This window comes from Paenibacillus sp. J5C2022 (assembly GCF_025567625.1).
GTDB lineage: Bacteria > Bacillota > Bacilli > Paenibacillales > Paenibacillaceae > Pristimantibacillus.
The window spans coordinates 45580-71159 of the sequence record NZ_JAOQJC010000010.1 but is presented as its reverse complement, the minus strand read 5'-3'; the positions used below and the strand labels follow the sequence as shown (position 1 = coordinate 71159).

General features: G+C 52.8%; 15 protein-coding genes. 3 read left to right on the top strand and 12 right to left on the bottom strand.

What is annotated here, in order from left to right; all coding sequences use genetic code 11:
- Nucleotides 1–2: 2 nt before the first annotated feature.
- Genes M6D81_RS10155 through M6D81_RS10145 form a run of 3 tightly spaced genes read right to left on the bottom strand, consistent with a single transcriptional unit; the run spans nucleotide 3 to nucleotide 3505 of the window.
- The gene (locus M6D81_RS10155) at nucleotides 3–1601 is read right to left on the bottom strand and encodes an extracellular solute-binding protein (protein WP_262676766.1); all 1599 of its coding nucleotides are present in this window, start codon (nucleotides 1599–1601) and stop codon (nucleotides 3–5) included.
- Nucleotides 1602–1630: 29 nt separating this feature from the next.
- On the bottom strand, nucleotides 1631–2503 hold the full coding sequence (locus M6D81_RS10150) for a carbohydrate ABC transporter permease (RefSeq protein ID WP_262676765.1): 873 nt from the start codon (nucleotides 2501–2503) through the stop codon (nucleotides 1631–1633).
- Nucleotides 2504–2512: 9 nt separating this feature from the next.
- Nucleotides 2513–3505 carry an ABC transporter permease gene (locus M6D81_RS10145; protein ID WP_262676764.1) on the bottom strand — a complete coding sequence of 331 codons (993 nt, stop codon included), beginning with the start codon at nucleotides 3503–3505 and terminating at the stop codon, nucleotides 2513–2515.
- A gap of 373 nt (nucleotides 3506–3878) precedes the next feature.
- Between M6D81_RS10145 and M6D81_RS10140 the strand changes: the two genes are divergently transcribed.
- Both M6D81_RS10140 and M6D81_RS10135 read left to right on the top strand, forming a co-directional pair.
- Nucleotides 3879–6110: a helix-turn-helix transcriptional regulator gene (locus M6D81_RS10140; protein WP_262676763.1), complete on the top strand. Its 2232-nt coding sequence runs from the start codon at nucleotides 3879–3881 to the stop codon at nucleotides 6108–6110.
- 182 nt (nucleotides 6111–6292) lie between these two features.
- A complete protein-coding gene (locus M6D81_RS10135; RefSeq protein ID WP_262676762.1) occupies nucleotides 6293–7426 on the top strand; it encodes a glycoside hydrolase family 88 protein in 1134 nt (377 codons plus the stop codon).
- Nucleotides 7427–8188: 762 nt separating this feature from the next.
- Here M6D81_RS10135 and M6D81_RS10130 read toward each other — a convergent pair.
- Nucleotides 8189–8782, bottom strand: coding sequence for an ankyrin repeat domain-containing protein (locus M6D81_RS10130; RefSeq protein ID WP_262676858.1), 594 nt, complete (start codon nucleotides 8780–8782; stop codon nucleotides 8189–8191).
- Nucleotides 8783–9042: 260 nt separating this feature from the next.
- Between M6D81_RS10130 and M6D81_RS10125 the strand changes: the two genes are divergently transcribed.
- Nucleotides 9043–9930 carry a LysR family transcriptional regulator gene (locus M6D81_RS10125; protein ID WP_262676761.1) on the top strand — a complete coding sequence of 296 codons (888 nt, stop codon included), beginning with the start codon at nucleotides 9043–9045 and terminating at the stop codon, nucleotides 9928–9930.
- Here M6D81_RS10125 and M6D81_RS10120 read toward each other — a convergent pair.
- From M6D81_RS10120 to M6D81_RS10085, 8 genes are all read right to left on the bottom strand, one after another.
- A complete protein-coding gene (locus tag M6D81_RS10120) occupies nucleotides 9916–11142 on the bottom strand; it encodes an amidohydrolase family protein (RefSeq protein WP_262676760.1) in 1227 nt (408 codons plus the stop codon). The genes M6D81_RS10125 and M6D81_RS10120 overlap by 15 nt on opposite strands.
- Nucleotides 11139–12404 (bottom strand): amidohydrolase, encoded by a 1266-nt coding sequence (locus tag M6D81_RS10115; protein ID WP_262676759.1) that lies wholly within the window; start codon nucleotides 12402–12404, stop codon nucleotides 11139–11141. The genes M6D81_RS10120 and M6D81_RS10115 overlap by 4 nt, the downstream gene beginning before the upstream one ends.
- 959 nt (nucleotides 12405–13363) lie before the next feature.
- Nucleotides 13364–14986: a type 2 periplasmic-binding domain-containing protein gene (locus M6D81_RS10110; protein WP_262676758.1), complete on the bottom strand. Its 1623-nt coding sequence runs from the start codon at nucleotides 14984–14986 to the stop codon at nucleotides 13364–13366.
- A gap of 72 nt (nucleotides 14987–15058) precedes the next feature.
- Complete coding sequence (locus M6D81_RS10105) at nucleotides 15059–15925, bottom strand: carbohydrate ABC transporter permease (RefSeq protein ID WP_262676757.1); 867 nt, start codon at nucleotides 15923–15925, stop codon at nucleotides 15059–15061.
- Nucleotides 15926–15927: 2 nt separating this feature from the next.
- Complete coding sequence (locus tag M6D81_RS10100) at nucleotides 15928–16824, bottom strand: ABC transporter permease (protein WP_262676756.1); 897 nt, start codon at nucleotides 16822–16824, stop codon at nucleotides 15928–15930.
- Between the two features lie 219 nt (nucleotides 16825–17043).
- The gene (locus tag M6D81_RS10095) at nucleotides 17044–18588 is read right to left on the bottom strand and encodes a helix-turn-helix domain-containing protein (protein WP_262676755.1); all 1545 of its coding nucleotides are present in this window, start codon (nucleotides 18586–18588) and stop codon (nucleotides 17044–17046) included.
- Nucleotides 18566–20431, bottom strand: a complete 1866-nt coding sequence (locus M6D81_RS10090) for a cache domain-containing sensor histidine kinase (protein WP_262676754.1) — start codon at nucleotides 20429–20431, stop codon at nucleotides 18566–18568. Before M6D81_RS10090 ends, M6D81_RS10095 begins: the two co-directional genes overlap by 23 nt.
- A gap of 21 nt (nucleotides 20432–20452) precedes the next feature.
- The gene (locus M6D81_RS10085; protein WP_262676753.1) at nucleotides 20453–25225 is read right to left on the bottom strand and encodes a discoidin domain-containing protein; all 4773 of its coding nucleotides are present in this window, start codon (nucleotides 25223–25225) and stop codon (nucleotides 20453–20455) included.
- Nucleotides 25226–25580: the final 355 nt, after the last annotated feature.

The following is a 25580-nucleotide window of genomic DNA, read 5'->3' as shown; positions in this document are numbered from 1 at the left end:
GATTATTGATTCAGCTCGGCTATATAGCGATCGTAAGCCGCCTGATTGATTTCGACCAGACGACGTGCACCAAGCTTCTCAAGCTCCTTGACGAATGCCGCGTGATCGACCGGCTTGGCTCCCAGTATCCATTGCTGCCTCGTTTCGACAATATAGGTGTCTACTTTGGGACTCAGCTTCTGGAGTTCGTTCTGCTCTTCTTCTGTAAATTTCAGTACGGGATATTTGTCCATGAACACATCATTTTCTTTATATTGATTAATGCCTTCCATGGCAAGCGGAAGCGTCCATTGCTCCTCGTAGAAATAATCCTGCTGGAAGCCGAAGTTCGATTGCGCTCCCGTCTCGCGAATGACGTCCACCGGCGCTTTATCCGATTTCAGCACCATATCTGTGAAGATCGGCTTGCCGTCTACCATGTTGTAAGTATCGCCTTCGATCCCAAAGTTGGCCATCCGTCTTCCTTCCTCTGAGAACCAGAAGTCAAAATATTTAATGGTTGCGACCGGGTCCGGATTGCTATGCGAGATTCCCCAGCCGTAGTTTTTGGCACGATCCCGCTTTGACGGCTCTTTCACAACGCCGTTCACGTCTGCCGGAGGCAGCATCGGCTCGAAGCGGAACCCTTCAATTTTGCCTTGAAGCTGCTCGTTGTAGTTGCCCGTAGATGCGAAGAAATCATGCGTCAAGCTGCCCAGATTGTCCGCAAGCAGTATATCTCTCGCTTTGCCGCCACGCGTAAAGATCTCTTTGTCGATAAGGCCCTCTTTATACCACTTGGCCATATTCGCCATAGCGTCGCCGTATTCCGGCTCAAGCGGACCGAATATGACTTGATCGTCGAAGGCGCGGAAGCTCGGATAAGCGTTCCACAGCGCCATCAGCCCTTCAATGCCGATCGAGGTATTTCTATGGAAGAAGCCCACCTCATCCTTCTTGCCGTTGCCGTTCGGGTCATCGTTCACGAACGCCGTTATGACCTTGTACAGCTCATCGACCGTCTTCGGCTCTTCCAGGCCCAGCGTCTCCAGCCAATCCTTGCGGATGAACCATCCCTTCTCCGCTTCGCCGTCCGCGATGAACGGGATGAACCACATGTTGCCGTCGTTATCCGATGCCGCGCTTCTCACTTGCGGATTCTCCTCCATGAACTTCTTCAGATGAGGAGCATGCTCATCGATCAAGTCGTTAAGCGACAGGAATGCGCCTTCGGGTCCGTATTGCAAGAAGTCCTTGGACAAAGCCTGCATAATATCGGGAAGCGAGCCGGAAGCGATGACAATGCTGAACGTCTCGCTGAAATCGGACACAGTTACCGGCAATGTGCCCTCAAGCGTAACATTGGTCAATTCCGCCGCTTTCTTGAATATCGGCCAATCATTATTGAATACGCCCGAATCCTTGGTTCCCATATGAACCGTGAGCTTCAACGGTTTTTCCGAAGCGAGATAAGGATTCTCGTTGGCGTTTCCTTGATCCGGCGCCTCGGCGGATTGCGTCGGCTCCGGCTCCGCATTTTTCGGCGAAGAGGAGCACGCCGCAAGCGCCCCCGTCAAGACCGTTGTTGCCGCCAACACACTAACGAATTTTTTCATCTTCATCGTATTGCACCCCGCAGTTTTTATATTGTCTAGCCTTTCACCGCTCCGACCAGCATGCCTTTAATAAAATACTTTTGAATATAAGGATACACCAGCACAATCGGCAGTATAGAAACAACGATTGTCGCGTAAGTGACGGTTTCTGCCGAGACAGTAGACGCAAAATCCAGCGCTGCCGCAAATTCCGACTGAATGTCATTTTCCACAATCATCTTCTTCAATAACACCTGCAGCGGAATTTTATCCATGTCCGTCAGCATAATCATGGACCAGAAGTAGCCGTTCCACCGCTCTATCGCATAGAACAAACCGACCGTCGCAAGCGCCGGCTTCACGAGAGGCAAATACACATAGCCCAGCACATGCAGGTCATTGCCGCCGTCCACCTTCACCGATTCCTCCAGCTCATCGGGCAGCGCCTCGAAGCTTGTACGCAGCAGTATGACTTTAAAGGCGTTGCAGGCAAAAGCGATAATAATGCCTGTCCGTGTATTCAGCAACCCCAAATCTCTAATGGTCAAGTAAAACGGGATCATCCCCGCATCAAACCATAATGTGAGCGTCACGAAGATCGTAAACCATTTTCGTCCGCGAAGGCGTCTCTTCGATAAGGCATACGCGCCGCATATCGTGAAAAGCATCGACACCGCCGTCCCTACTATTGTATAGAAAATCGTATTTCCGTAGGCGATCCATATATCGGAATTTCCCAACACCTGTTTGTAAGCGTCAAGAGTAAACCCTTGAGGCAGCAGGAGCACTTTGCCGGTTACGACATGATAGGGCAAGCTTATCGAAGCGGATAATACATATACGAACGGGTAGAGCGCCGCCGCGGCCATGATGGCCAACAATACGTTGTTGATGATTTTAAAAGCCTTTTCCCCTCTTGATTCAATCATATCGGTCACCTACCATAAGCCTGCATTCGTTACTTTCTTGCTCCATCTGTTCGCCGCGACAACAAGCACAAGAGCTACAATGGAGTTGAACAGCCCGACGGCTGTCGCGAAATCGTATCTGCCGTCAAGCAGTCCGGAGCGATATACATAAGTGCTGATTACATCAGCCTTCTCATAGGTTGCCGGCTGATAGAGCAGAATAATCGTCTCATATCCGACACTCAGCAGGCTGCCGATTTTCAGAATAAACATCACTACGATCGTGGGCAGAATGCCCGGCAATGTCACATGAAGTATTTGTTTGAACTTGTTGGCGCCGTCCATCTTCGCCGCCTCGTACAATTGCGTATCAATGCCGGCGATTGCGGCGATAAAGACGATGGAAGCAAAGCCCGTTTCCTTCCACAAGTTCATAATGGTATAAATGCCCCGGAAGTAATCGGGATTGGTCAGAAAGTAGATTTCCTCGAATCCCAGCTTCACCAGTATAAGATTGATCAGACCGCTCTCCGGCGACAGAAAGGTCGTGACGATTCCCGCAATGACGACAACCGATACGAAGTGCGGCAAATAAGTTAACGTTTGCACGACCTTCTTGAATTTGTCGCGGGTAACCTCGCTTATCATAATAGCCAGAATAATTTGCGCCGGGAAACATATGATCAAGCCGTACAAGCTGATAATGACCGTATTTTTAAATACGCGCAAAAAGTACTCGCTTCCAATAAATTCACTGAAATACTCGAAGCCGATCCATTTGCTGTCGCCTATTCCTTTGAATAAGCTAAAGTCCTTGAAAGCAATCTGTATGCCCCACATCGGAAAATACTTGAACACAAGAAACCAAATGAGGAACGGAATAAGCAAATAATATAGCATGCGGTCTCTGAATATATCTCTTCTTAAATCATGGAAGTAACCGCCAAGCTTGCTCCCGGGTTTCCTCCTATTCAGCATCGCGGACGGTTCGATTGAAGCCTCGGACTGACTTGCGTTGTTCATGCTAATGATTCACCTCCCTCAGCCGCATGGCAGCCTTGTCAATTAATTTGCCTTACCCGCATCGTATACGAGCGGCGATGAAAGCGATATCATTATTATTTGTCTTCATCCCCGTTTTATCGTTTTTGGATAGAAAGCGTTAATTGTATGCCTGTTTTGAAGATGAACAAAAAATCGATACAACGAGCCTGTCTTAACTGTAAAAGCGCTTACCCGCAAGGGTTTCCGCGGCGTCAAGAAATGTGTATGCTCCCTTTTTCCGCTGCTTCGCTTTTGAAGATTACGTAAAAGTAATGTAGACTGTATATGAAAATCCGAAGCTAGACAGCCAATTAGAGACATCAGTAGATTACGCAAAAGGGGATTTCGCGACATGATCGTAAAGAGGAAGTTTCTATACAAGATGCTGACCTTGTTTATCGTTATCGTGCTTCTATATTCGATCATCACGTCATCGATTATTTTTTACAAAAGCTATCAAATGCTCGACGCGCAAAACAACCACAGCTACCAGCTCTACACTGACCAAGCCGGCAATTATGCGGACTTCAAAATCCAAACGGCAATGGAATTCGTATACAAGATATCTACGCTGCAAAGCTTGATCGATTACCGTTACAGCGACGATACGAACTACCTCACTATTGCAAATCTGTACAACGACCTGATCGAACAATTGCACGGATTCGGACAGCTCGGCTTCACGCTCGGCATTACGAAACTGACGGATGATATGATCATTACGGGCGCTGGCACCTTCAGCGTTGACCATTACTTTAAAGAGCTTGGCATCCGGCCCGCTGCACTGGACCGCTTTGAAGAGTCCCAACACGAAGCTCTGGCCGCCGACACCTATGTCATTCCGCAATCCTTGGCAACAAAGCCGGATAAAATTGTCATGATTCACCGAACCGTCCATTCCCGGCTTGCGCCGCTCTATTTCTTTATCGTCGTCGACAGCGATTCATTGCTGCCCAAGTCGGCCGATAACCCGGAGGGCAATTTCTATTTATTCACGGATGAACTGGTCGCTTCCTATGGAGAACACAATGGCCTGAATGAAAACTTGCTGACTATGGATGACGGCATGAATGCGCAGATGGATCACAATCCGGTCAGATGGGGATCGACAATTCATTATGTGCATCATTCGAAGCTGGTTCCTAATCTGAAATATGTGTACTCAAGCGAATTAACTTCGTTCGGCACCATCTTTGCCGCGTTATGGAAGACAGCGTTATTTCCCGGCATGCTGCTTCTGCTGTTCGGCGTTATTCTCGCATATATGGCTACCAGATCCAGCTACAAGCCCATTCGGCAGCTGCTGCAATTTCTGGATGAGCGCAATAAAGCCCACGGCGATCAAATCAATCAAATTCATGAACTCGCTTACATTCAATCCAGTATTGAGCAAGTCTATTCCTTGAACCACTCCTTGCAAAACAAGCTGGAGCATTCGGTAGCGCACTTGCGCGAGGACTTCTTCCGAAAAGTCATTTATGGCATAGCAAGCGAGAGATTCATCCAGGATAATATAAAGACTCTGAATCTGGAAGTCTATGAAGATCGGCTGAATCTGATGCTGTTGGAATGCGAAGGCTTGGAAGCGCATACGATTCCTGCGCCTCATCTGTCGGCTACCTTCCACGATAGGGTCGAAGAGAAGCTGGGGAAGGAGGAGCCCTTCTTCGTCCTGCCTCTGGACCGCAATAAATATTGCATTCTCTTCCGTACGCTGGATTCCGACCGTCTCAGAGAGATCGCCGAGCATATCATACACCGCATTGAAAGCATCTTGTCCCTGGACATTACGATATGCATATCGGAGGCCTATCCACTCACCGAGCTGACTTCCGGGCTGCAGGAGCTGTTGCGCTTAGGCAACCATCAATACGCCGCGGTGAATAAAGTGATGACTTCCCGGGAAGCCGGTTATGCGGAGGAGGCCGTCTGCTACTATCCGCTGGAAATCGAGAGCTTCCTGATTAACTATGTAAGCACGAACGAGTTGGGCAAGGCATACGAGCTGCTCGGCAATTTAATTGAAGAGAATGAGAAGCAGGCCAAGCTGGCTCCGGCCAATCTGTCGAGCTTGAAGCATTCGCTCTTGACTACGTTCAAACGCTGCCTCAACACCAACAATAAAACGTTGAATCAGTTCGTCAAGGAATATCCCAATGCGCTGGAGGAGTTCATGGACGTGGGCGCGGCCGCCTTTTCCGAGAAGGCCATTGGCCTGTTCGAGCATATTTTCAACTATTGCAACAAAGACAAATTCAGCCTGGACAGCTCGACCGCTTCCCGCATCTTTATTTATATCCACAAGCACTTCGATAAAGATTTATCGCTGACGGATATCGCCAGCCACTTCAACTTGTCGGAAAGCTATGTGAGCAAGCTGCTTAAAAACTCGCTGGACATTAACTTCAAGCAATACGTGAATACGTTGAAAGCCAAACGGGCCAAGGAGCTGCTTAATCAAAAAACGTACAAGGTTCATGAAGTGGCTTCTATCGTCGGCTGCAACAACACCAATACCTTTATTCGCATTTTCAAGCAATATATCGGCGTCTCGCCCGGCGAATATTTGAAAAGTCTGGAGTAGCGAACTATGTAAGTTCGCTTGTGTAACGTTTTTTTGCACCGTATTCATTATTTGTTCTTTCTCGTATCTACCCGGTTCCAGCGCCGTTATTGGAGACGAAATCAAGTTATGGCGATATCCTTCTTTTGGCTTGCTCGGTACAATGCTGACTAGACGAAACCAATGAGAGGGGTAATCTTCTAATGACACAAACCATAGCACGCGAGCTTGACTGGATAGATCAGGCGTATTCGGATTCATTGAACAAAATCCATTCACTGCATGGGAGGATTGGAGCGAGCTTTCCGCATGTATGCCTGGAGGGCAGATACAATTGCGAGAATGCGGACTTTTGGACTTCCGGCTTCTGGGGAGGCTTGCTGTGGCTTGCTTATCGGGAGACGAAGGATGAGGCGCTGCGGGAAACAGCAGAGCGTATCGAACAGCAGCTCAATGTTCCTTTACAGCAATTTTATTCGATCCATCACGATGTTGGCTTTATGTATTTGCCTACCGCTGTGATCAACTACCGGTTAACCGGCCATGAAGAATCCCGCAGAACGGGACTGATTGCGGCAAGCCACTTGGCCGGGAGATTCAATCTGAGCGGGCAGTTCATTCGGGCATGGACGGACCGCGTCGATCCTAACAGCACCGGCTGGGCTATCATTGACTGCCTGATGAATTTGCCGCTCCTCTTCTGGGCGTCCAAGGAAGAAGGGGACCCGCGCTTCAAGCACATCGCCGTAGCTCATGCCGATACCGTTCTCAAGCAATTCGTCAGAGAGGATTGGACCGTTCCGCATATCGTCAGCTTCGATCCGGAGACAGGCCAGAAGCTGGAAAACCTTGGCGGTCAAGGACTGGGCCCCGACTCCGCTTGGTCGAGAGGTCAGGCATGGGCAATTTACGGATTTGCAATCGCTGCCCGCGAAACCGGCAAATCGGAATACTTGACCGCCTCCAAAAACATCGCCAACTACTTCCTGTCCCATCTTCCCGAGGATCGAGTGCCTTATTGGGACTTCCGCACAGCGGACAAGGATAAATTCGCACGTGATTCCACCGCGGCGGCCTGTGCGGCAAGCGGGCTGCTGGAGCTTGTCATGCTGCTGGAGGATGAAGCGGAGAAAGCGTTCTATTACGAGAGCGCAGTTGCTATTCTGAAAGGGTTATACGACAACTATGCCGATTGGGGAGATGGTCAGGATGCCATCTTGACCAAAGGCACTGTCTCTTACCCTGTTAATCGCCATGTCAATGTGCCGATCATTTACGGCGACTACTATTTCGTAGAGGCTCTGGTCAAGCTGAAGGGACAGCAGGGCTTGTTCTGACAAGCCCTCCAGTATAACGTTCTATAAATACGACGTCACCGATTTTTGTTCCTCGCGATGGCCGACAGCCCATGGGGGATTTGTACGATAAATCGTTACTACTTAGGTCTATTCGGTACGAGGCACACTTGACGGGGCTATGTGAGCAAAATGAGCGATAGCGCACACTATTCTCTATTTTTCCGATTCTATGTGACCATTTTGAGCGATAGCTCCTACTTTTCAGCGATACAAGGCACGCTTGACGGGGCTATGTGAGCAAAATGAGCGATAGCACACACTTTTCTCTATTTTTCCGATTCTATGTGACCATTTTGAGCGATAGCTCCTTCTATTCGGCGGTACGAGGCACGTTTGGCGGGGCTATGTGAGCAAAATGAGCGATAGCGCACACTTTTCTCTATTTTTCCGATTCTATGTGACCATATTGAGCGATAGCTCCTACTTTTCGGCGGTACAAGGCACGCTTGGCGGGGCTATGTGAGCAAAATGAGCGATAGCGCACACTTTTCTCTATTTTTCCGATTCTATGTGACCATTTTGAGCGATAGCTCCTACTTACTTTAGTATCTAAGTAGTAACGAAAAATCATACAAAGTGCCGAATATATGTAGCGTCCAACTCCAATTTGTAAGAAAAATCGTACAAAGTAGATACTTATTCGGGTGGTCTCATCATTTTAGTAGACGGTGCTTTTCAGACAGAACTGCTCAAGGTTACTAACGTTATTTTTGGATGGATATACCCTACCATTAATCCTCGTCACTGCGCCCCAGCTTCGCGCAGCGAGCTCTCGATTTCTCCGAACCCGAGCTTCTGCGCATGCTGGAGCGGCGTGATCCCCTGCGAGTCGCCGATATGAACGTCCGCTCCGTAATCGATCAGCAGCTTCACAATCGTCTGATGCTTCTCTCCGCCGTCTCCCAGAATGACCGCTTCCATTAATGCCGTCCAGTGCAAGTTGTTAATATGGTTCACATCTGTATCGGAATGTGCGAGCAGCTCCTTCACGACTTCCACATGGCCTCGTTCGGAAGCCGGAATCAGTGCTGTGCCTCCGAATCGATTCGTCAATGTCGTGTCGGCTCCTGCCGCCAGCGACTGCTTGACGATATCGAGATAGCCCGAGGCGCCCGCATACAGCAGGACATTGTTGAGATTGTTATCGCGGATATTGATATCCGCCCCTTGCTCGATCAGCGCCTTTACCGTTTCCGCCTTATTCGCATAGGTGGCCGCCACGACGGCCGTTCTTCCCCGATCGTCGACTGCGTTGACGTCCGCTCCCTCCTCCAGAAGGTTAAGAACTCGCTCTGTATCGCCATTCTCAGCTGCCAGTATCAGTTGATTGTTCACTTGTTCCGCCGCCTTTTCAATAGAATTTGTTTCTTCCGGTACGATATGAGAGGAATCCGTATTGCTCTGACATGCTGTTATGAACAATACGCCTGCCAGGACGATAGACATTGCCAATTGACGAAGCATCGTTTTCTTCTCCTTTTACAGCTTTATCCTGTTATACACATATGCTAACATGGAATAGTATTATATGAAAAATATTAATAAATTAATGATTTCTTAGGTTTTCCATATACAAAAAGGGGACGTGATTGAAAGTGGATATGAGACAGCTGCGTTACTTCATCGCCATCGTGGAAGAGAGGAAAATATCCGCAGCCGCCGAAAAGCTACACATCTCCCAGCCTCCATTAAGCCAGCATCTGAAAGCGATGGAAGAGGAGCTCGGAGCGAAGCTCGTGGAGAGAAGCGGAAAATACTTCGAGGTAACCGAAGCGGGAGAAGCCCTGTATAAATATGCCTTGCAAATGACGCAATTGCTGGAGGAAGCCAAAATGGAGGTAAAGGAGGTGGGAAACGGCGTTAACGGAAAACTGAAAATAGGCCTTAACACGTTCTCGGTAGCCGGATTATCTCATCTCCTCCATCAATTCCGGGAGCTATATCCCAAGGTGACTTATAAAATACAGCAAAACGAGTCGGCTCAGCTGTGCCAGCTGGTAAAGGACAGAGCCATTGAGCTCGCGTTCATCCGCTTGCCGCTGGAGCTGTCCCCCTTCTCGGTGCTTCATCTTCATGCCGAGCCCTTCTACTTCCTGACCTCCGCCCGCAGCAAGGAACAGATGAAGCGGGAGGTGTCGCTTGCCGACATCCTCCACTACCCGCTCATGCTTCCCAGCACGGAGGGATTAGGGGTGCACTATTTGGTGATGGAAGCCTTCTCCCGCCTCCACCTGCACCCCAACATGCTTGGCGAATGCTCCGACATTACATTGTTAATGGAGCTTGTCTCTTCCAATTTCTGCGCATCGATCGTTCCGGAGACGATGATCAGGCAGCATCGAAGCTACGACATTCACGCTACTCGCATATCTCCCTCGGACGAGCTGTCCTCGCCTGTCGGACTAATATGGCTGAAGAACCATACGCTCTCCAAGGCCGCTCAAAACTTCGTTGCATTGTTCCAACGCTCACTCGGCGTCTAATGCCCCGGACACCAGCTCGCCGCCGAACAGTACCGCCGACCGCCGGGCTCTCCTCGCTACCGCCTCTGCCGAGCAGCTCGCTTGCACGAACACGGCGTCCGCGGCATCCCCGACCGTCGGCCATACGCGCTTGCCTTCTTCGTTGAGAGGCAATACTCCCCCGGTAATGAAGCCGAGCGATGCCGCAAGCGAGCGCTCGTCGACGAACCGGTACAGCTCGGCAAGCCTTGTCGCCTTCTCCAGGCAGTCCCCCGTGCCGAACGGCGACCAATGATCCGTGATGCTGTCATTGCCGAGTCCTACCCGGACACCCTTCTCGCGCAGCATCGGAAGCGGCATGATCAAGCCGCCGAACGGAACCGTCGACGTAACGGATATGCCCAGACTTGCGAATCGCTCCGCCAGCTCCGCCGCGGCCGAAGGCTCGCCGGCAAAGCCGAAGGCATGGCTGGCCGTTACCCTTCCCTGCCAGCCGGCCTGCTCTGTCAGATCGGCAAGCCTGTGCATTGTCGCCATTCCCGTCTCGCCGCGATCGTGAATATGCACGTCCACACCCGCATTCGCCTCCACGGCAATGTCCATAATCGTCTGCAGCGATTTCTCCATGTCGCCGTCCACGGTGACCGGGTCGACGCCGCCGACATGAGTGGCGCCGCTGCGCATCGCCTGACGTACCAGCTCGACTGCATCGGAGCGCAGCAGCCCGTGCTGCGGGAAGGCGACGACTTCGGAGGACAGCTTGCCGGAGAATGTCTGAAGCGCTCCCATCGTCGCCTCCAGATTGCCGAGACCGATGACCGGATCGATATTACAGTGCGTCCGGACATGGGTGGAGCCGAAGCCAAGCAGCAAGTTCAGCATATTCTCCGCCCGCTCCTGTGCGGTCGGCAGCAGCTTCGGCAGCAGCTCTCGCTCCTCCTGAATTCGCCCGAATATATCCTTGACCGGCCTTACCGCCCTCCACGGCCCGCTGTAATACGTTTTGTCGATATGTATGTGCATCTCCTGGAACGCGGGCAGCATGAGCAGCCCCTTCGCATCCTGCTGCGGCAGACCGTCATCTGGCCGTTCACCGGCGGTAATGGCGGATATGCACCCATTCTCCACGCGAATATGGCTTAATTCCGTTTCGGTTCCGGCAATGACGCCGTCTCCATAGCTATAACCGCTCTCCAGTCTTACATTCACCAGCCAATAAGCCGATTGCTTCATCTCGATCCCCTCTCCAATGATCCCGCTACGATCATCCCTTTATTCATGACGGCAGGCCGTCTCGCTCTTCTGGCTACAGCCTCAGCCGAGCAGCTCGCTTCTGCGAATACGATATTCGCCTCGTCGCCCGGCTGCGGCCATACCTGCCGCCCCTGCTCATCCAGCGGCTTCCGTCCGCCCGTAATCAACCCGAGCGTCTCCGCCAATGCCGGCTCTGCGCTTCTGCCGAACCGCTCTGCCAGGCGTCCCGCCCTCTCCAGAATGTCTCCGTTGCCGAACGGCGACCAGGAGTCGAATATATTGTCGCAGCCGACCGCGACGGGAACGCGCTTCGCCTGAAGGAACGACACTGGCGGGATCACCCGGCCTATCGGTACACTTGTAATGACCGTTATGCCGGTCTCCGCCAGCAGCCCTGCCATCTCGTCGGCTTCGCTGCCCTCCATGTCGCCCAGGGCGAATGCGTGGCTGACGGCAACCCGGCCTTGCCAGCCGGCTTCCTCGGTCAACATCGCCAGCCGCTTGATCGTATCCAGCCCGATGCGGCCGCCGTCATGCAAGTGCAGATCGACGTCGGCATTCGCTTCTACCGCCAGCTCCATCATCCCCTGCAGCGACCGCTCCATATCTCCGTCCACCGTATGGGGATCGACCCCGCCGACGAGTCCGCAGCCTTGCCGCAGCGCTTCTCTTACAAGCCCGACGCTATGCGAGCGCAGCAGTCCGTGCTGTGGAAAGGCCACGATCTCATTAGATAGTTTCCCTTCGAATGAGGAGAGCGCTTCCTTCACGGCCTCCAGATGGCGAAGCCCGACGTCCGGATAGATGTCGACATGAGTGCGAATATGCGTCGATCCCGCCTGCAGAAGCGTACCGAGCAAGACTTCCGCGCGCTCCTTCATCGTCGTCTCCAGCTTCGGCAGCGTATCCTTCTCGATATTGAATCGTTCGAATATCGTGTGCGCCGGCCGAACCGGCCGCCAACGGTCTCCAAGCAATGTCTTGTCCAGATGACAGTGCTTCTCCACGAACGACGGCAGCGCCAGCAGGCCATGCGCATCCACAACCGGCAGTCCGTTATCCTCCTCGTTCCTCTCCGCCGCCGAATCGTTCGAGAATCCGCTTGCAGGAATGATTTGCGCAATTTTGCCGTTCTCGATTTTCAAGCTGTACAGCCCCGTCATTGTCCCTGCGACAGCGCCGTTCTCCTTAATAAGTCCATTCTCTAGGCGTACATTTGTCAGCCAATAGCTGCTATGCAAGCTTCCCGCCTCCTCTGCGCATTTGTCATTTCCTACAAACCATGCTAACACAGATGGACACCTATAAAAAAATATAGAATTCGTTGCATTTGCTTAGGTTTTTCATATAATCACTTTCTCTTTGTAAAAACGCCTGACGGCGTTCTACACTATTTCAGCTCGCACGCCACTTTCCGGTGCTACAGTGTAGGATTCCTACACTATTTCAGCTCGCACGCCACTTTCCGGCGCTACAGTGTAGGATTCCTACACTATTTCAGCTCGCACGCCACTTTCCGGCGCTACAGTGTAGGATTCCTACACTATTTCAGCTCGCACGCCACTTTCCGGCGCTACAGTGTAGGATTCCTGCACTATTTCAGCTCGCACGCCACTTTCCGGCGCTACAGTGTAGGATTCCTGCACTATTCCATCTCGCACGCCACTTTTCGCCGTTCCAGTGTAGGATTCCTACACTATTACGGATCGCACGCCACTTTTCGCCGTTCCAGTGTAGGATTCCTGCACTATTCCATCTCGCACGCCGCTTTCCAGCGCTACAGTGTAGGATTCCTACACTATTTCAGCTCGCACGCCACTTTCCGGCGCTACAGTGTAGGATTCCTACACTATTTCAGCTCGCACGCCACTTTCCGGCGCTACAGTAGGATTCCTACACTATTAATTGTATTTCGGGTCACCAATGAAGTGGTGGATATACTACTAATCGTTTATGTTCTCACCATTGAGCGGCATACGCGCGATATGGCTTTTAGAATTGCCCATGGAAGATTAAAGGCTATTCGGAAGCTTACTAAAGAGCAAACGCGACTTCTTCATGAGAAGCAAAAAAGTAGCCCCTCAAGCGTTCACCCGATTAGGAGCGATTAAAAGAAAAAGGTTAAAAGTTACAAAAAAAGATAAAGGAGCTGCCGCTGCAGCTCCTTTATCTTCTTCACCTTCACTTCTTGCACGCTTCGTTACTTCTTCACCTTCGCATACCATTCTCTTGCACGCTTCGTTACTTCTTCACCGCCGGATTTATGCCACTTCTCGACGAACTCGTCGAACTTGTCGATGGAGTATTGGCCCAGAATGATCTTGGTCGCATACTCTACGTACAGCGTGCGGTTATTAATGTCCGCGTAGCCTTCATAGATGCTCGCAGACAAGCCGTCGCCGGCAATCGTTTTGACATACTTCTGGTTCTCTTCCATATTTCTAATCCCCTGCTCGATAGCCCATCTCCGGTCCTCGGTGATATTGGAGCGGTACAGCTCCATTTTGAAGTCCAATGTGTCCAGATTATGCCACGGCGAGAATACCTTATTCTGCATCACGCTCTTGTCAGATGGCAGCATCATCCGCTTTCCATTCTCCATCACATAGTGCATGTCTTCTACCCCGTAGAACAGCGCATCCCATTTGCTTTTATCATAGACATTGTTCAATGCCTTCAACGTAGCCATCAGCTTCTTGTCATCCTTGCCTTTCTTCACGACCCATACCGGATTCAGCAGCTTCTTCGCCGAATAGAAGCCTTCATAGCCTTCCACCTTAGGAACAGGCATGACAGAATAGTCGCCTTTCACCTCGGTGTTCTTATAGATAGCTTCCAGGCGTGTGGTCGCGGCCTCTGCCCAGTGGAAGTAGTTGCCCACCTTGTCGGCGTCGATCTTGCCGTCCCAATCCGCCTTCTTGTTCAGCAGCGATTCCTTATCCAGCAATCCATCCTTGTACAGCTTGGCTATGAACGCAAGCGCGGCCTTCATGTTGGGCGTGACAGCCGAATAAGTGAGCTCTCCGTCGTACAGATCCCAGTCCGGCTTGCCTTCGTCTATCGCTACTCCATACATGGCGAACAGATGGTCCATCCATGCCGCCTGCTCGCGCCCTCCCGTAGGCAGCTCATCCTTCTGACCGTTGCCGTTAGGGTCCCCATCGCGGAACGCCTCCAGCACCTTCACATACTCTTCTTGCGTCGTCGGCATCGGCAGACCGACCTTATCCAGCCAGTCCTGGCGGATCATCCCGCCCATTCTTCCGTAGTCGAGCACGCCGGGGATGTAATAGATGCGGCCTTGTCCGGTAGGATCGTTCGCCTTGACAACATCCCATACTTGCGCCGGAATCGCATTCCACACGTTAGGGGCATGCTCCGGGAGCAGCTCGGTCAGGTCGGCAATCGCGCCGTTCTTCGCCAGCTCCGCTTCCAAGCCCTGTACCGGCATGAACAGGTCGGGCATTTCGTTCGCTGCGATTTTGAGATTAAGCTGATTCAGATACGATGTTCCGCCGTTCCATTCCACATACGGATGAATGACGCCTATTCCCAAGTGCTCCTTATAGAACTCGTATAACGGGCTCCCCTTGTCGATCGGCTGCGCCCCCAGATTCGTATACCATACTTCAATGTCGACGATTTCCTCCGTCTTTTCTTCGTCGGCCGGACTGCTTGTTTCTTTCGCTGTCCCCTCTCCCGATTTCGCTGTTTCTTTCGGCGCCTCCGACTCCTTGTTTCCGTTGTTTCCGGCACATCCGGCGGTTAAGGACGCCGCCAGCATAACGACCATTAGGAGCATACCCCATCTTTTCCACACCATTCTTACTTCCCCCTCTTATTGATTTTCGATTCATAACCTTCTTACTTCCACCAGCCGAATCTTCACGTCACATTACCCCTTCACAGAACCGATCATCGCTCCCTTGACAAAGTACCTCTGCAGGAAGGGATAGACGAGAATGACCGGGACAATCGCGAAGATAACGGTAGCCGAGCGGAGCGTTCGATCATTGTAGTTAATGTCGGTTACAGGCCCCATCAGCGGCATCTCGTTGACGTCTGTAATGAATTGTCTGATCTTGATCTGCAGCGGGAACCAATCCGGATCTTGGATGAAGAATAGCGGATGCTGGAACTGATTCCACAATACCACCCCGTAAAATAAAGCTAGCGTAGCCAGCACGGCCTTCGACAAGGGCAGCACGAAGCTGAATAAAAGCCTGAAGTACCCGCAGCCCTCCATGAACGCAGCCTCCTCCAGCTCCTTCGGAAACTGCTTGAAGAACGCTCGCATAATGATCAGATTGAACGGGCTCAAAATATGCGGTACGATCAGCACGAGAGGATCGTTGTACAGCCCGATGCTCCGCACTGTCAGGAAATACGGGATAATGGGAGCCTTGAACACCATTGTAATAACGACCGCTATCATCAGCAGGCCTGCCGGAAGGAATTCCTTCTTGGCCAGCGGGAAGGCCAGCAGAGCGGTGACAAGAAGCGCCAGGAGCGTGCCGATCACCGTCGTGGAGAGCGTCAGCATGAATGACTTCCACAAGTCCGGCCGGTCGATAATGTACAGCCAGGAATCGAAGGTGAATTCTCTCGGCCATAACGTCACTAGATTCTGGTCTACCATACGGCTGGAGCTGAACGATAGAGACAGCACCGACAACATGGGAATGAGCGCCGTCACGGACAGCAAGCACAGCAGCACTACGATGCTGTATCGCATCACTCTTTCGCCTCTGGATTCGAACATAATTACCACAACCCCCCGTCCGACACTTTCCTCGACAGCTTATTGAAGATGAACACCAGGATGAAGCCGATCACGGACTGGAACAGGCCGACTGCCGTAGCGAAGCTGTATTGCGCCTGCTGGATGCCGATCCGGAACACGTAGGTGTCCAATATATCGCCGACGCTGTAGGTCATCGGAGTAAGCAGGTTGTAGACATGGTCGAAGCCCAGTTCCATGAAGCCGCCGATCTCCAGCAGGAACAAGATCAGTATGGTTGGCAGCAGCAACGGGAACGTCACATGCATCATCTGCTTCAGCTTGGAAGCGCCGTCCATCATCGCCGACTCGTACAATTGGGGGTCGATCGAGCTGATTGCCGCAATATAGACGATCGTTCCCCAGCCTGCATCCCGCCATATGCCCGTCGCTGCATAGATGAACCGGAAGTATGCGCTCTCCTGCATGACCAGCACGGGGTCGTATCCGAACCATCCGATGACGACATTGAACAGTCCGCTTAAGGAGAAGAGATCGAATGCGATGCCCGCCACGATGACCCACGAGAAGAAGTGGGGAATGTACAGCGCCGTCTGAATCCCCTTCTTCAGCAGCACCTGCTTAACCTCGTTAATGAGCAAGGCGAGCAAGATCGGAACCGGGAACACGACTGCTACACGAAGCAAGCCTAATACCAGGGTGTTGGTGAATACCTTGCCGAAGTCGTAATGATGCAGGAGAGCTTCGATATGCTTCAGTCCGACCCACGGGCTGCCCAGGAACCCTTTGAATACCGAATAATCTTGAAAGGCGATCACCGATCCCATGAGCGGGATATATTTGAAAATGACAAGAAAGGTGACGCCGGGAATGGCCATGATGTACAGCGGCCAATACCCCTTCATATTTCTCAACAACAAATGTCCATCTCCTCCCCTTTGCCCCCTTGTTATGGCGCCTCCCGACTATGAATCCGTTTACATATTTAACTATAAAGCCCTTTCCATTTTCCGACAAAGGGAGGTTTTTAAGTTTGCATCAGGCCATTTTTAAGTTTCTGTCTCCGAAATAGACTCTCCAACATACAAAATGCCCCGCCTCCCGCATAGAGAGACGGAGCACCGCACATAACCCCCGCTTTACCGGTTGAATTGCCTTCTATACTCGCTTGGCATCATGCCGACTGTCTTCTCGAATAGCTTGCTGAAATAATTGGTGTCGGAGTAACCGACCATCTGGCAAATTTCATACACTTTCAAATCCGATGTCTCCAGCAGCTCCTTGGCCTTGTTCATGCGCACCCGCTTCACATAATTCATATACGTATTTCCCGTCTTCTCCTTGAACAATTGGCTGAGATAGAAAGGATTGATGAAGAAGCGCTCCGACAAGTCCGCCAAGGTAACGCCGCTGCCGCAATGGGAGGCGACATACTCCTTAATCTCGGCAATGACGTCCTTGCGGCCCGCCGACTGACGGGCAGTCTTCAGCTCAATGACGCTTCTCAGCGCTTGGGTCAGCCACTCCTGCACCTGCTTCAGCGTCCTGAATCCCGACAAACCCTCAAGCGACAGCATCCCCTGGCCGAGATCATCATGAAGTTGCAGCTGCACGAAAGACACCTTCCTCATGCCGGCAAGCAGAATGCTCAAGCACTGCTGTTGGATATCCGCCAGACTCCAATTGCCCTCCGCCTCAATTTTCTTGAAGATGCTGTCGACGATCGCCGCGCAGCCGTCGGGGTCCATGCTGTCGATACAGTGCTCCAGCTTCATGATTTCATCTGCATCCGCAACTTTCTTATCCGATTCATTCCTGTGGATAGTAGAGTAAGCCAGAACGGTACTGAAGCCCTTGATCACTTTATAGCGCAGCGCGTACTTCGCTTCCTGGAAGGAGAGACTGATGCCGCTGGGCAGATCATGCACCCGCCCCGTCCCGACCGATATCGGCAAGCCTGTGCCTGTCCATTCCCCGTGGAGCCTCCGGATGAACTGCTCCCACTCCGCCTCGTCGATGCCCGTCTCATGAGCCGTCAAGACCGCATATTGTCCGCTCTCATAGGGGAAGGCATACACTTGGCCCATCGGCCTTAAGCAAGAGATCAGCGCACGCTCCAACGTCTGGCGGATGTCGTCTCCCCAGCCGTCGCGCCCCCCTTCCCATTCCATGATCGCGCATGCGTACTGTCCGCCTGCAGCCGGCAATGGCAGCAGATCCCGCACAGCCTCCAGATCGGCGGCCGTCTCGTAACCGCCGTCCAGCATATCCCGCAGCACGAACTGGCGCATCCGGTTCCGCTCCGCTTGCTCGCTGTTCACTTCGGCCATCACCTTGTGCAAGCATTCGGCCAACTCATCCTCTTCCACCGGCTTGTTCAGGAAGAACTTCACTCCCAGCTCAATGCCCCGCTTGGCGTATTGGAAGTCCGCATAACCGCTCAGAATGATAAATTTCGCTCGGCTTCCGCCCGATATGAGCTTGCGAATCATCTCCAGACCGTCCATCTGCGGCATTCGAATATCCGTAATGACGACATCCGGCTGCAGCTCTTCGATCAGCTCGCAGCCACTAATCCCGTTATAGGCCGTGCCGACGATCTCGCACGCCGGCACATACCGGCCAATAAGCTTGTTCAAGCCGTCGACGATCCCCTTCTCATCATCCAGTATGACTGTTCTCAATCGCATAATCTCCCTTGCTTGATCTTCCAGGTATAAGCAGTTGCACTGTCGTGCCCGTCCCCAGGACGGACTGGACCGATACGCGGTAACGCTCCCCGTATTGCAGCCTGATCCGCTCCGCAATATTCGCAAGGCCAATGCCCTTGCCGGCATCGTCTACGTCCGTTCCCCACCTCGACTTATCGGCAGCCGCGCCTCCCAGAGCGTCATTCAGCTCCTCCAGCTTGCCGGCCGTCATGCCCGCTCCGTTATCCGTTATGCTAATCCGTATATCGCCCAGTTCTGTTACGTCTCCCTCAATCGCAATCCGGATCGGATGATCGTAATCCACGAATCCGTGCGCAATGCTGTTCTCCACAATCGGCTGGAAGACTAGCGGCATAATGGGGCAGTCCAGCACTTCCTCGCCAAGCCGGGTGGATAAGGTGAACAGGTTGTCGAATCGCATATTTTGCAGCTGGACATAATTCTCCGCATAGTCGACTTCCTGCCTGATGACATTCTGACCGCCGTCTTTGCTCAATGTAAGCCTGAACATCCGGGCCAGAATTTTGATCATGGCCGCAATCTCTTCATCGTCCTTCATAATCGCCTTCATTCTAATGGATTCCAGCGTGTTATACAGCATGTGCGGATTAATCTGGGTTTGCAGCGACAAGTACTGGGCATGCCGCTGCTTGATCTCCGCCAAGTACACATCCTCGATCAGCGTCTTGATTGTCGCGATCATTTTGTTGTAGCTGCCCACCAGACTCCCGATTTCGTCGTTGGCCGCATTGTGCGCGATAGGGGCATATTGCCCGGCTTCCACCAGCTTCATGCTTCTTCGCAGGTTTTTAATCGGCTTCACAACCGTTGCGCTTACGGTGAACGATGCTGCGATAATAATCAGAATGCTTATGGCGATAATCAGCCAGGTCGAGTATTTGATTTTCTCGATTTTCAACAGCAGCTTATCCCTTGGAATCTCCGTTCTGACCACCAGTTGATCCGCATTCGTGCTGCCGGACAACTGAATCAGATCCTCGCGCTTTGAGGCTTGGCCGATCTCTTCCGCAGATTCCTCGATCTCCTTCCAGATCAGCTTGCCAATGACCAGATCGGAATGATAGACCATTCCTCCGGAACGCGTATTGACGATGACGCGCATATCGTACCGGTCGCGGGCCACCCAGAAGTCCTGATTCAGCTTCAACAGCTGGGAAGGGTCCAGGTCAATAAGCAGTACACCGGCATACGCTCCGTTGCCGCTAAGCAGTATCCGCCCTACGGTGAATACCGCCCCTCCCCCTTTGTCTTCATAATACGACCGGTCGTGAAGCGGGGTAATGAACAGCGTATCCTCCGCATAATGGCTTTGCTTATACCACTGCTGCTCCAGCAATATGGCTTCGTTGATCGTATTGATCCAGTTCCCATTGGCATATTGGTAGACGTCGTCATTCCTCGTAATGAGCATAATGCTGCTTACCTCGGGTCTCAGGACGGCGATTCGCATCAGAATCCGGTCGATCACCAAATTATTGATAATTCGTTCATCCATCGATAGCTGCCCGTTCTCGTTCAAGCGCGAGATGATGTCGTTATCGATCAGGACGGACTTGGTCAGCCTGTCGTATTCATCAATAAATTCCTGTACCGAAGACTGAATCTGCGACGTGTACAGCGCGGCGAACTCCTCGGCTGCCTCCTGGAGGCTGCGGGCCGACTGATGATAGATAATGGCACACGCCGCAGCCAGCGGAATGATGCATACGAGCAAATAGCTGAGCATGAACTTTCTCTGCAGCTTCATGTTCTTCAATCGGATATTCAACCGGAATCCCTCTCTCCAATCCGCCATCGCAAGTCCCTTGCCGATTCATTAATTAATGAGCTTGAATGAACCCGACCATCTCCGGTTCGCCTCCATCATGAGCGGCTCGCCTTCGGCCGAATCTCCTTGCCATACGATCAGCGAAGCATCCTTCGGCTTGCCTAAGCTGAATCTTACCGTATACACTTGGCCCGTCTCGTCCGTCGCCTGTCCCTGCACATGCATCTCCTTGTCGGCAATGATGAGCCATTCGGCCGACTGCATCCGCAGCGACAAGCCGTTAGGCAGCGTATTCAGGACCAGGCTTCCTTGAGGCAATCCTTGTGCATCGTAGCCCCACTCCGCTTCTATCTGAATGCGTCTTCCGAATGCTGCGTTCTCCAGCTTGAAGCTTCCATCCGCCTTCGCCGAACCGGCAGCGGAATTGTATACGGCCAGATCATCTTCCCTTGCGACCGCTTCATACGAGCCGTTGTCCAGCAGCTCCGACTTCACCTGATAGAAGCCGGGCGTCAGAGGCATACGAATCGCGATATCCCCTTCCGAATCCGTATAGTGAATAATCTGCGACAAGCAGCCGCTCTCTTCGAGGCTTCCGTCCGCTCTTACCTGCGACAGAGTGAACCGGACAGGCAGGCCGTTCAGATCGTCAGCTCCTTCAACATCCTGAGGCGCGACGCGGGCCGCCAGCAGCACCGGGGCCGCATTCTCCGATAATATGGCGCCGGCATAGGCCATTGAAGCCTGTTGCTTCTCGACGACAGGATCACCCGGCTCCGCTACCCTGAAGTCGTCTATTCTGGCTTCCTTGTTGGCTACGCGTATTCCTGCTTTGCCTTGCAGCAGATCGATGTTGTCGGCGCCGAAGCCGAAAGCGTCGGCGGAATCGTCGATGTCGAACAGGAGATGGTCGTCCGCATAGCCCCGAATCGTCGTGCCTTCGACAACTAGCCGCAGCTGCACCCAGCGGTCGAGTCCATGCGCATATGGCGTCTCCTGTGCGCTTCCCAATTCTCTCATCGTGCCGTTCACCGTCTTGGCTATACTGATGAATCCACCGCCCTGATTATGGTGGCGCAGCATATAGAACGACTTCCCGTCATCGGACACTCGTGCCAGAATGCCGGGAATGGTCGTTGTAGACCCCGTTGCCTTGACGCGAGCCGTCACCTCGTAATTCGTCCACAGGGAGGAGCCTGCATAGGCAAGCGATGTGGACGTCGCATACTTCTCCAGCACCTTCCCGAATCCGTCCTCGACAACTCTGAAGCTGGAGGAGAACGGTTGCCCGTCCGGCATCGCCCAGGAGCTGTCATAAGCGCCGGATTCGAAATTATCGCTCAGCAGCACTACACCCGCTCCCGGCTCGCTATTGACCACGAACGTGAACGTATAGTCCTGGATCGCACCGCTCTCCGAAGTGACACGTACGCTGGCCGTCCCTTGTCCGTCGACAAGAGGAACGTTGCTAATGTCGACGGTCGCGCCATATGCCGCTCCGGACGGCAGCGCCTCCTGAATCAGCACCTCATGGGTTCTGGAAGGAACGGCTATCGTGTACTGATATTGTCCCGGCTGCAGCTCAATCATATTGGACACAGGGTTGGGAATGGGATTCGCATAAGGGTACAGGGACAGCTTCACGCTGGTCAAGCCGGTATCCCCGCTTATCTGGCGCATGTACAGACGATAGAGATTGGCGCTGTCCCCATCTGCGGACATCCCCATCGCCGTGTATTGCACGCCCTCCTGGGATACGACCGCCTGTCCATTGTCGGGCAGCCATACCAAGCCGCCGGATGGCTCGTCGTACACCGAAGCGCCGACCGTCACATTGGAATGGCCCGCTGGTACGGTAATGTAGTAATCAGTAAGCGTCGGGTCGAATCCGCTGACGGTGGTCCCGTCGACCCTCAGATCCGTAAGCAATGGAGCCGGATGCAAGGAATAGATATGAATGTCATCGAAGCTTGCTTTCGCTTCATGGCTTCGCAGTCCCGGCTTGCCGCCCGTTCGGCTTGCATCGGAGGTCTGAATAACCTGCACGCCGTTCACATATCCCGTCAGTTGCTCTCCTCTGCTCTCCAGCTTCAGCGTATACCATGCGGCAGGATCGATGGGCTGCGGCATATCGTAAGCGGCAAGCGCCGTTGTGCTGCCGTTGATTCGTTTCTCCAGTATGGCCTTGCTGATTCCCGACTTCCTCTCCAGCCTGAAGGAATAGTAGTTGTTGTAATCCGAAGCCCTTGCCAGCAGCCCCAGCTGGATATTCCCCGTATGCTGGTCATTCGCCGCCTTCACTCGCGCTTCAATGCCGTAATCCGTCATGCTGTCACCGAAGACGGCGAAGCTCGGCGTGACATCGTTCACCGTACCGTCCTTCCGCACGTAATCGGAAGGAGATTGTAGCATCCGGTTGCCACCGGCGGCTTCCTCGACAATGTTCCATAAGATCGGCGTTCTCCCGTAGCCTTCTTTCGTCCAGCTGTCCACATCCGCGGTCTCCCCTTGATTCGTGAACGCATTCGTATAGAATGCATCCGCGTAAAGGTGAATATCATCAATCGACAATGGCTCGTTATGATTGGCGCCGGTCACGGTTAATCGGACATAGCGGGCATGCGCGTCAAGCCGCTCCGACGCCGCTCCCGGAGGTGCTTGATACGCTGGATCTCCTCCGCCCGTCCGATCCGCAAGGGGCCAGTAATCCGTTCCGTTCCTGCTGGCTTCCAGCCTGTAGGCGTATCCCTTGCTGCTCGCCGAAGTCCAGTTCAAGTCGACTCCCGTCAGATGGTAGCTTCGATTCAGATCGATCGTAATCGTCTGAGGATACGCCGGGCTGGCAGTTGACCACGCCGTATGCGGATTCCCATCCAGCAGATTGCCGGCGGACGTCTCCGTCCCCGCCGGCACGATCGCCTGCTTGCCTAAGGAGACGACAGCCGAAGCTTCGCCGTCCTCGGCCGTCAGCACAATCAGCATCACAGCGTTGACAGCGAGACGCTCGTACAATACGGCTCCCCCGCCACCTTGCATCAGACGGTCGTCCGTCAACTGAAGCGAATCGTCCCCGTTGTATTTGTAGTTGCTGTGTGTCTCGTCTACCAGATACTTCTGCACACGGATACGCTTTCCCTGGAAGCCGGCGGGAAGATTGTCCGCTTTCAGATAGAAGGCCTTGCTGTCCGCGCCCTTCAGCTGGTTGTTCCAGACGAGCATGCTGACCTGCTCGTCGCTGTTCTTCGTGGCAAGCATCCGTACGCCGTGAGTTGCATCGCTGCCGCCCGAAGTATGAACCTTGGCGTCTCCGAGCATGGAGAACATGCGCAAGGTGTGGAAGTACGGCGTCATCCGCGTCTGCCCGACAATGTCATGGAAGCTTAGCGAATCGGTCGTCGCATAGATCTGGAAGCTGTTCTTCGCTTCATTGCCCCACAGTATCTTCACCTTCGCTACGGCAGGCGGATTCGGCCCCAGATCGAAGATCAGCTTCGACCAGTAGCCGCTCATGCTGAGGGAGGTCGCCGCATTGCCGTCGATCGTATATCCTGCATTCGCACGGCCTGAAGCGGAGACGATTGGAATTGGCTGGTTGCCGCTATCGAACAGCTGAATCTCTTGAATCACCAGCGGGCTGGACGATTGGGTGGATTCCCGCCATGCCCGCAGTGTATAGTAACGCTCCGCTACAGGGCTGGCGACCGAATAATCTTCATAGGCGGCTGGCTGTGCAGCCCCTCCGCTGCTCGTTGCCGGCTCTACTTCGAACTGGTTTTTGAACACGGCGTCTCCGGTGTGCACCTGCACCCAGTGCATCGGAATATCCGCGCCTCCGGCCTCGAGATAATAAGCCGCATCCGTCATATACGCAGCTTGCTTGGCAAGTCCGGTATTGGTCTGATACCAGATGTCCGGTATTTTCTCCGAGCCTTTGCCGCCCGCATAACCATACTCGCTGACGACGATTTCGGCACCGGGTATATAGCTGCTTGCCATCCCCCTGATCTGCTCCGCATGAGACTTATTCAAGGCGGCATTCGCATTATAGAGATGCCAAGCGATGAAGTCGCACTGCAATTGCTGGGTCTGGCAAGCGTTCGCGAACGCTTCCAGCTTCAGCAGATCGAAGTCGGCAAGCGCCGGTCCGCCAACCTTCAGCGGACTGCCCGGCAGGCCGAGCGCGTTCACCCACTGGACGGCGCTCGCCATGTGCTTATAAAGCTTCATATATCCCGCCATGTCACCCTTGGCAACGCCGAAAGCAGGCGCCGCAAGGTCCGGTTCGTTCATCACTTCCACGTACTCCAACTTGGGATTCCGCTCTTTCAACCGTTTTAAGATCTGCTTGCCGACCTCTTCGTACTCCACATAATTCAATTCCGTCTCCGTCGATCCCGGAAGCTTCATTCTGGCATGCTCGCTTCCGCCGAAGCTCAGGTTGATGAACAGCGCATCCGAGAATTGCGACAGAAAGTCGTAATAATCCCCTCTCCCCTTCTGCATGGCTGGACCGTTCAGGTTTACGGGGTCCAGTATCGACTTTGTCTTGTCCGCATAGAAATCGTCGATCTTCACAAAATCCCTTACCATTGTCGTATTGATCGCTTGCAAGGCTTGTACCGCATCGACCGGCAGCGGCCAGTAAACGGCGTTATTGTACCGTTCTGTACGTAAAAGCGTACCTTGTGGCTGTGAGAAGTCCGCCTCCAGCATTACCGTCTCTTCCGCGGCCGCCTGCGCCGCGTTGGATGGCCAGACGGCTGCCAGCAGCATGCTTATCATCACCACTAAGGCCATAGCGACACGTCTATTCCTCATCATATTACCCCCTCGATTGAATGGAATTTTCCGGGCACAACCTGCACCGCTTGTTTTGTATCCGCTTTCAAAAATAAATATATCGTTTCTTGCCATATGACTGAGAGGGGGATTTTTAAGTTTAGACTACGCCATTTTTAAGTAGTTTTCGTCGATGTCCGTTCTGCCGCCATACCAGTACTCCTTTATATCTTTTATCCTCCTCGCCTTTATTGCCTTGATCATCCTCCTTTCACGCCTTCACCCTCCTCGCCTTTATTGCCTTGATCATCCTGCCCGATCAATCTAACTGGATTTCTTGCTACTAATTTTATCAGACTGCTCCTTCTTATCTTCAAGAACTGGATTTCTTGCTACT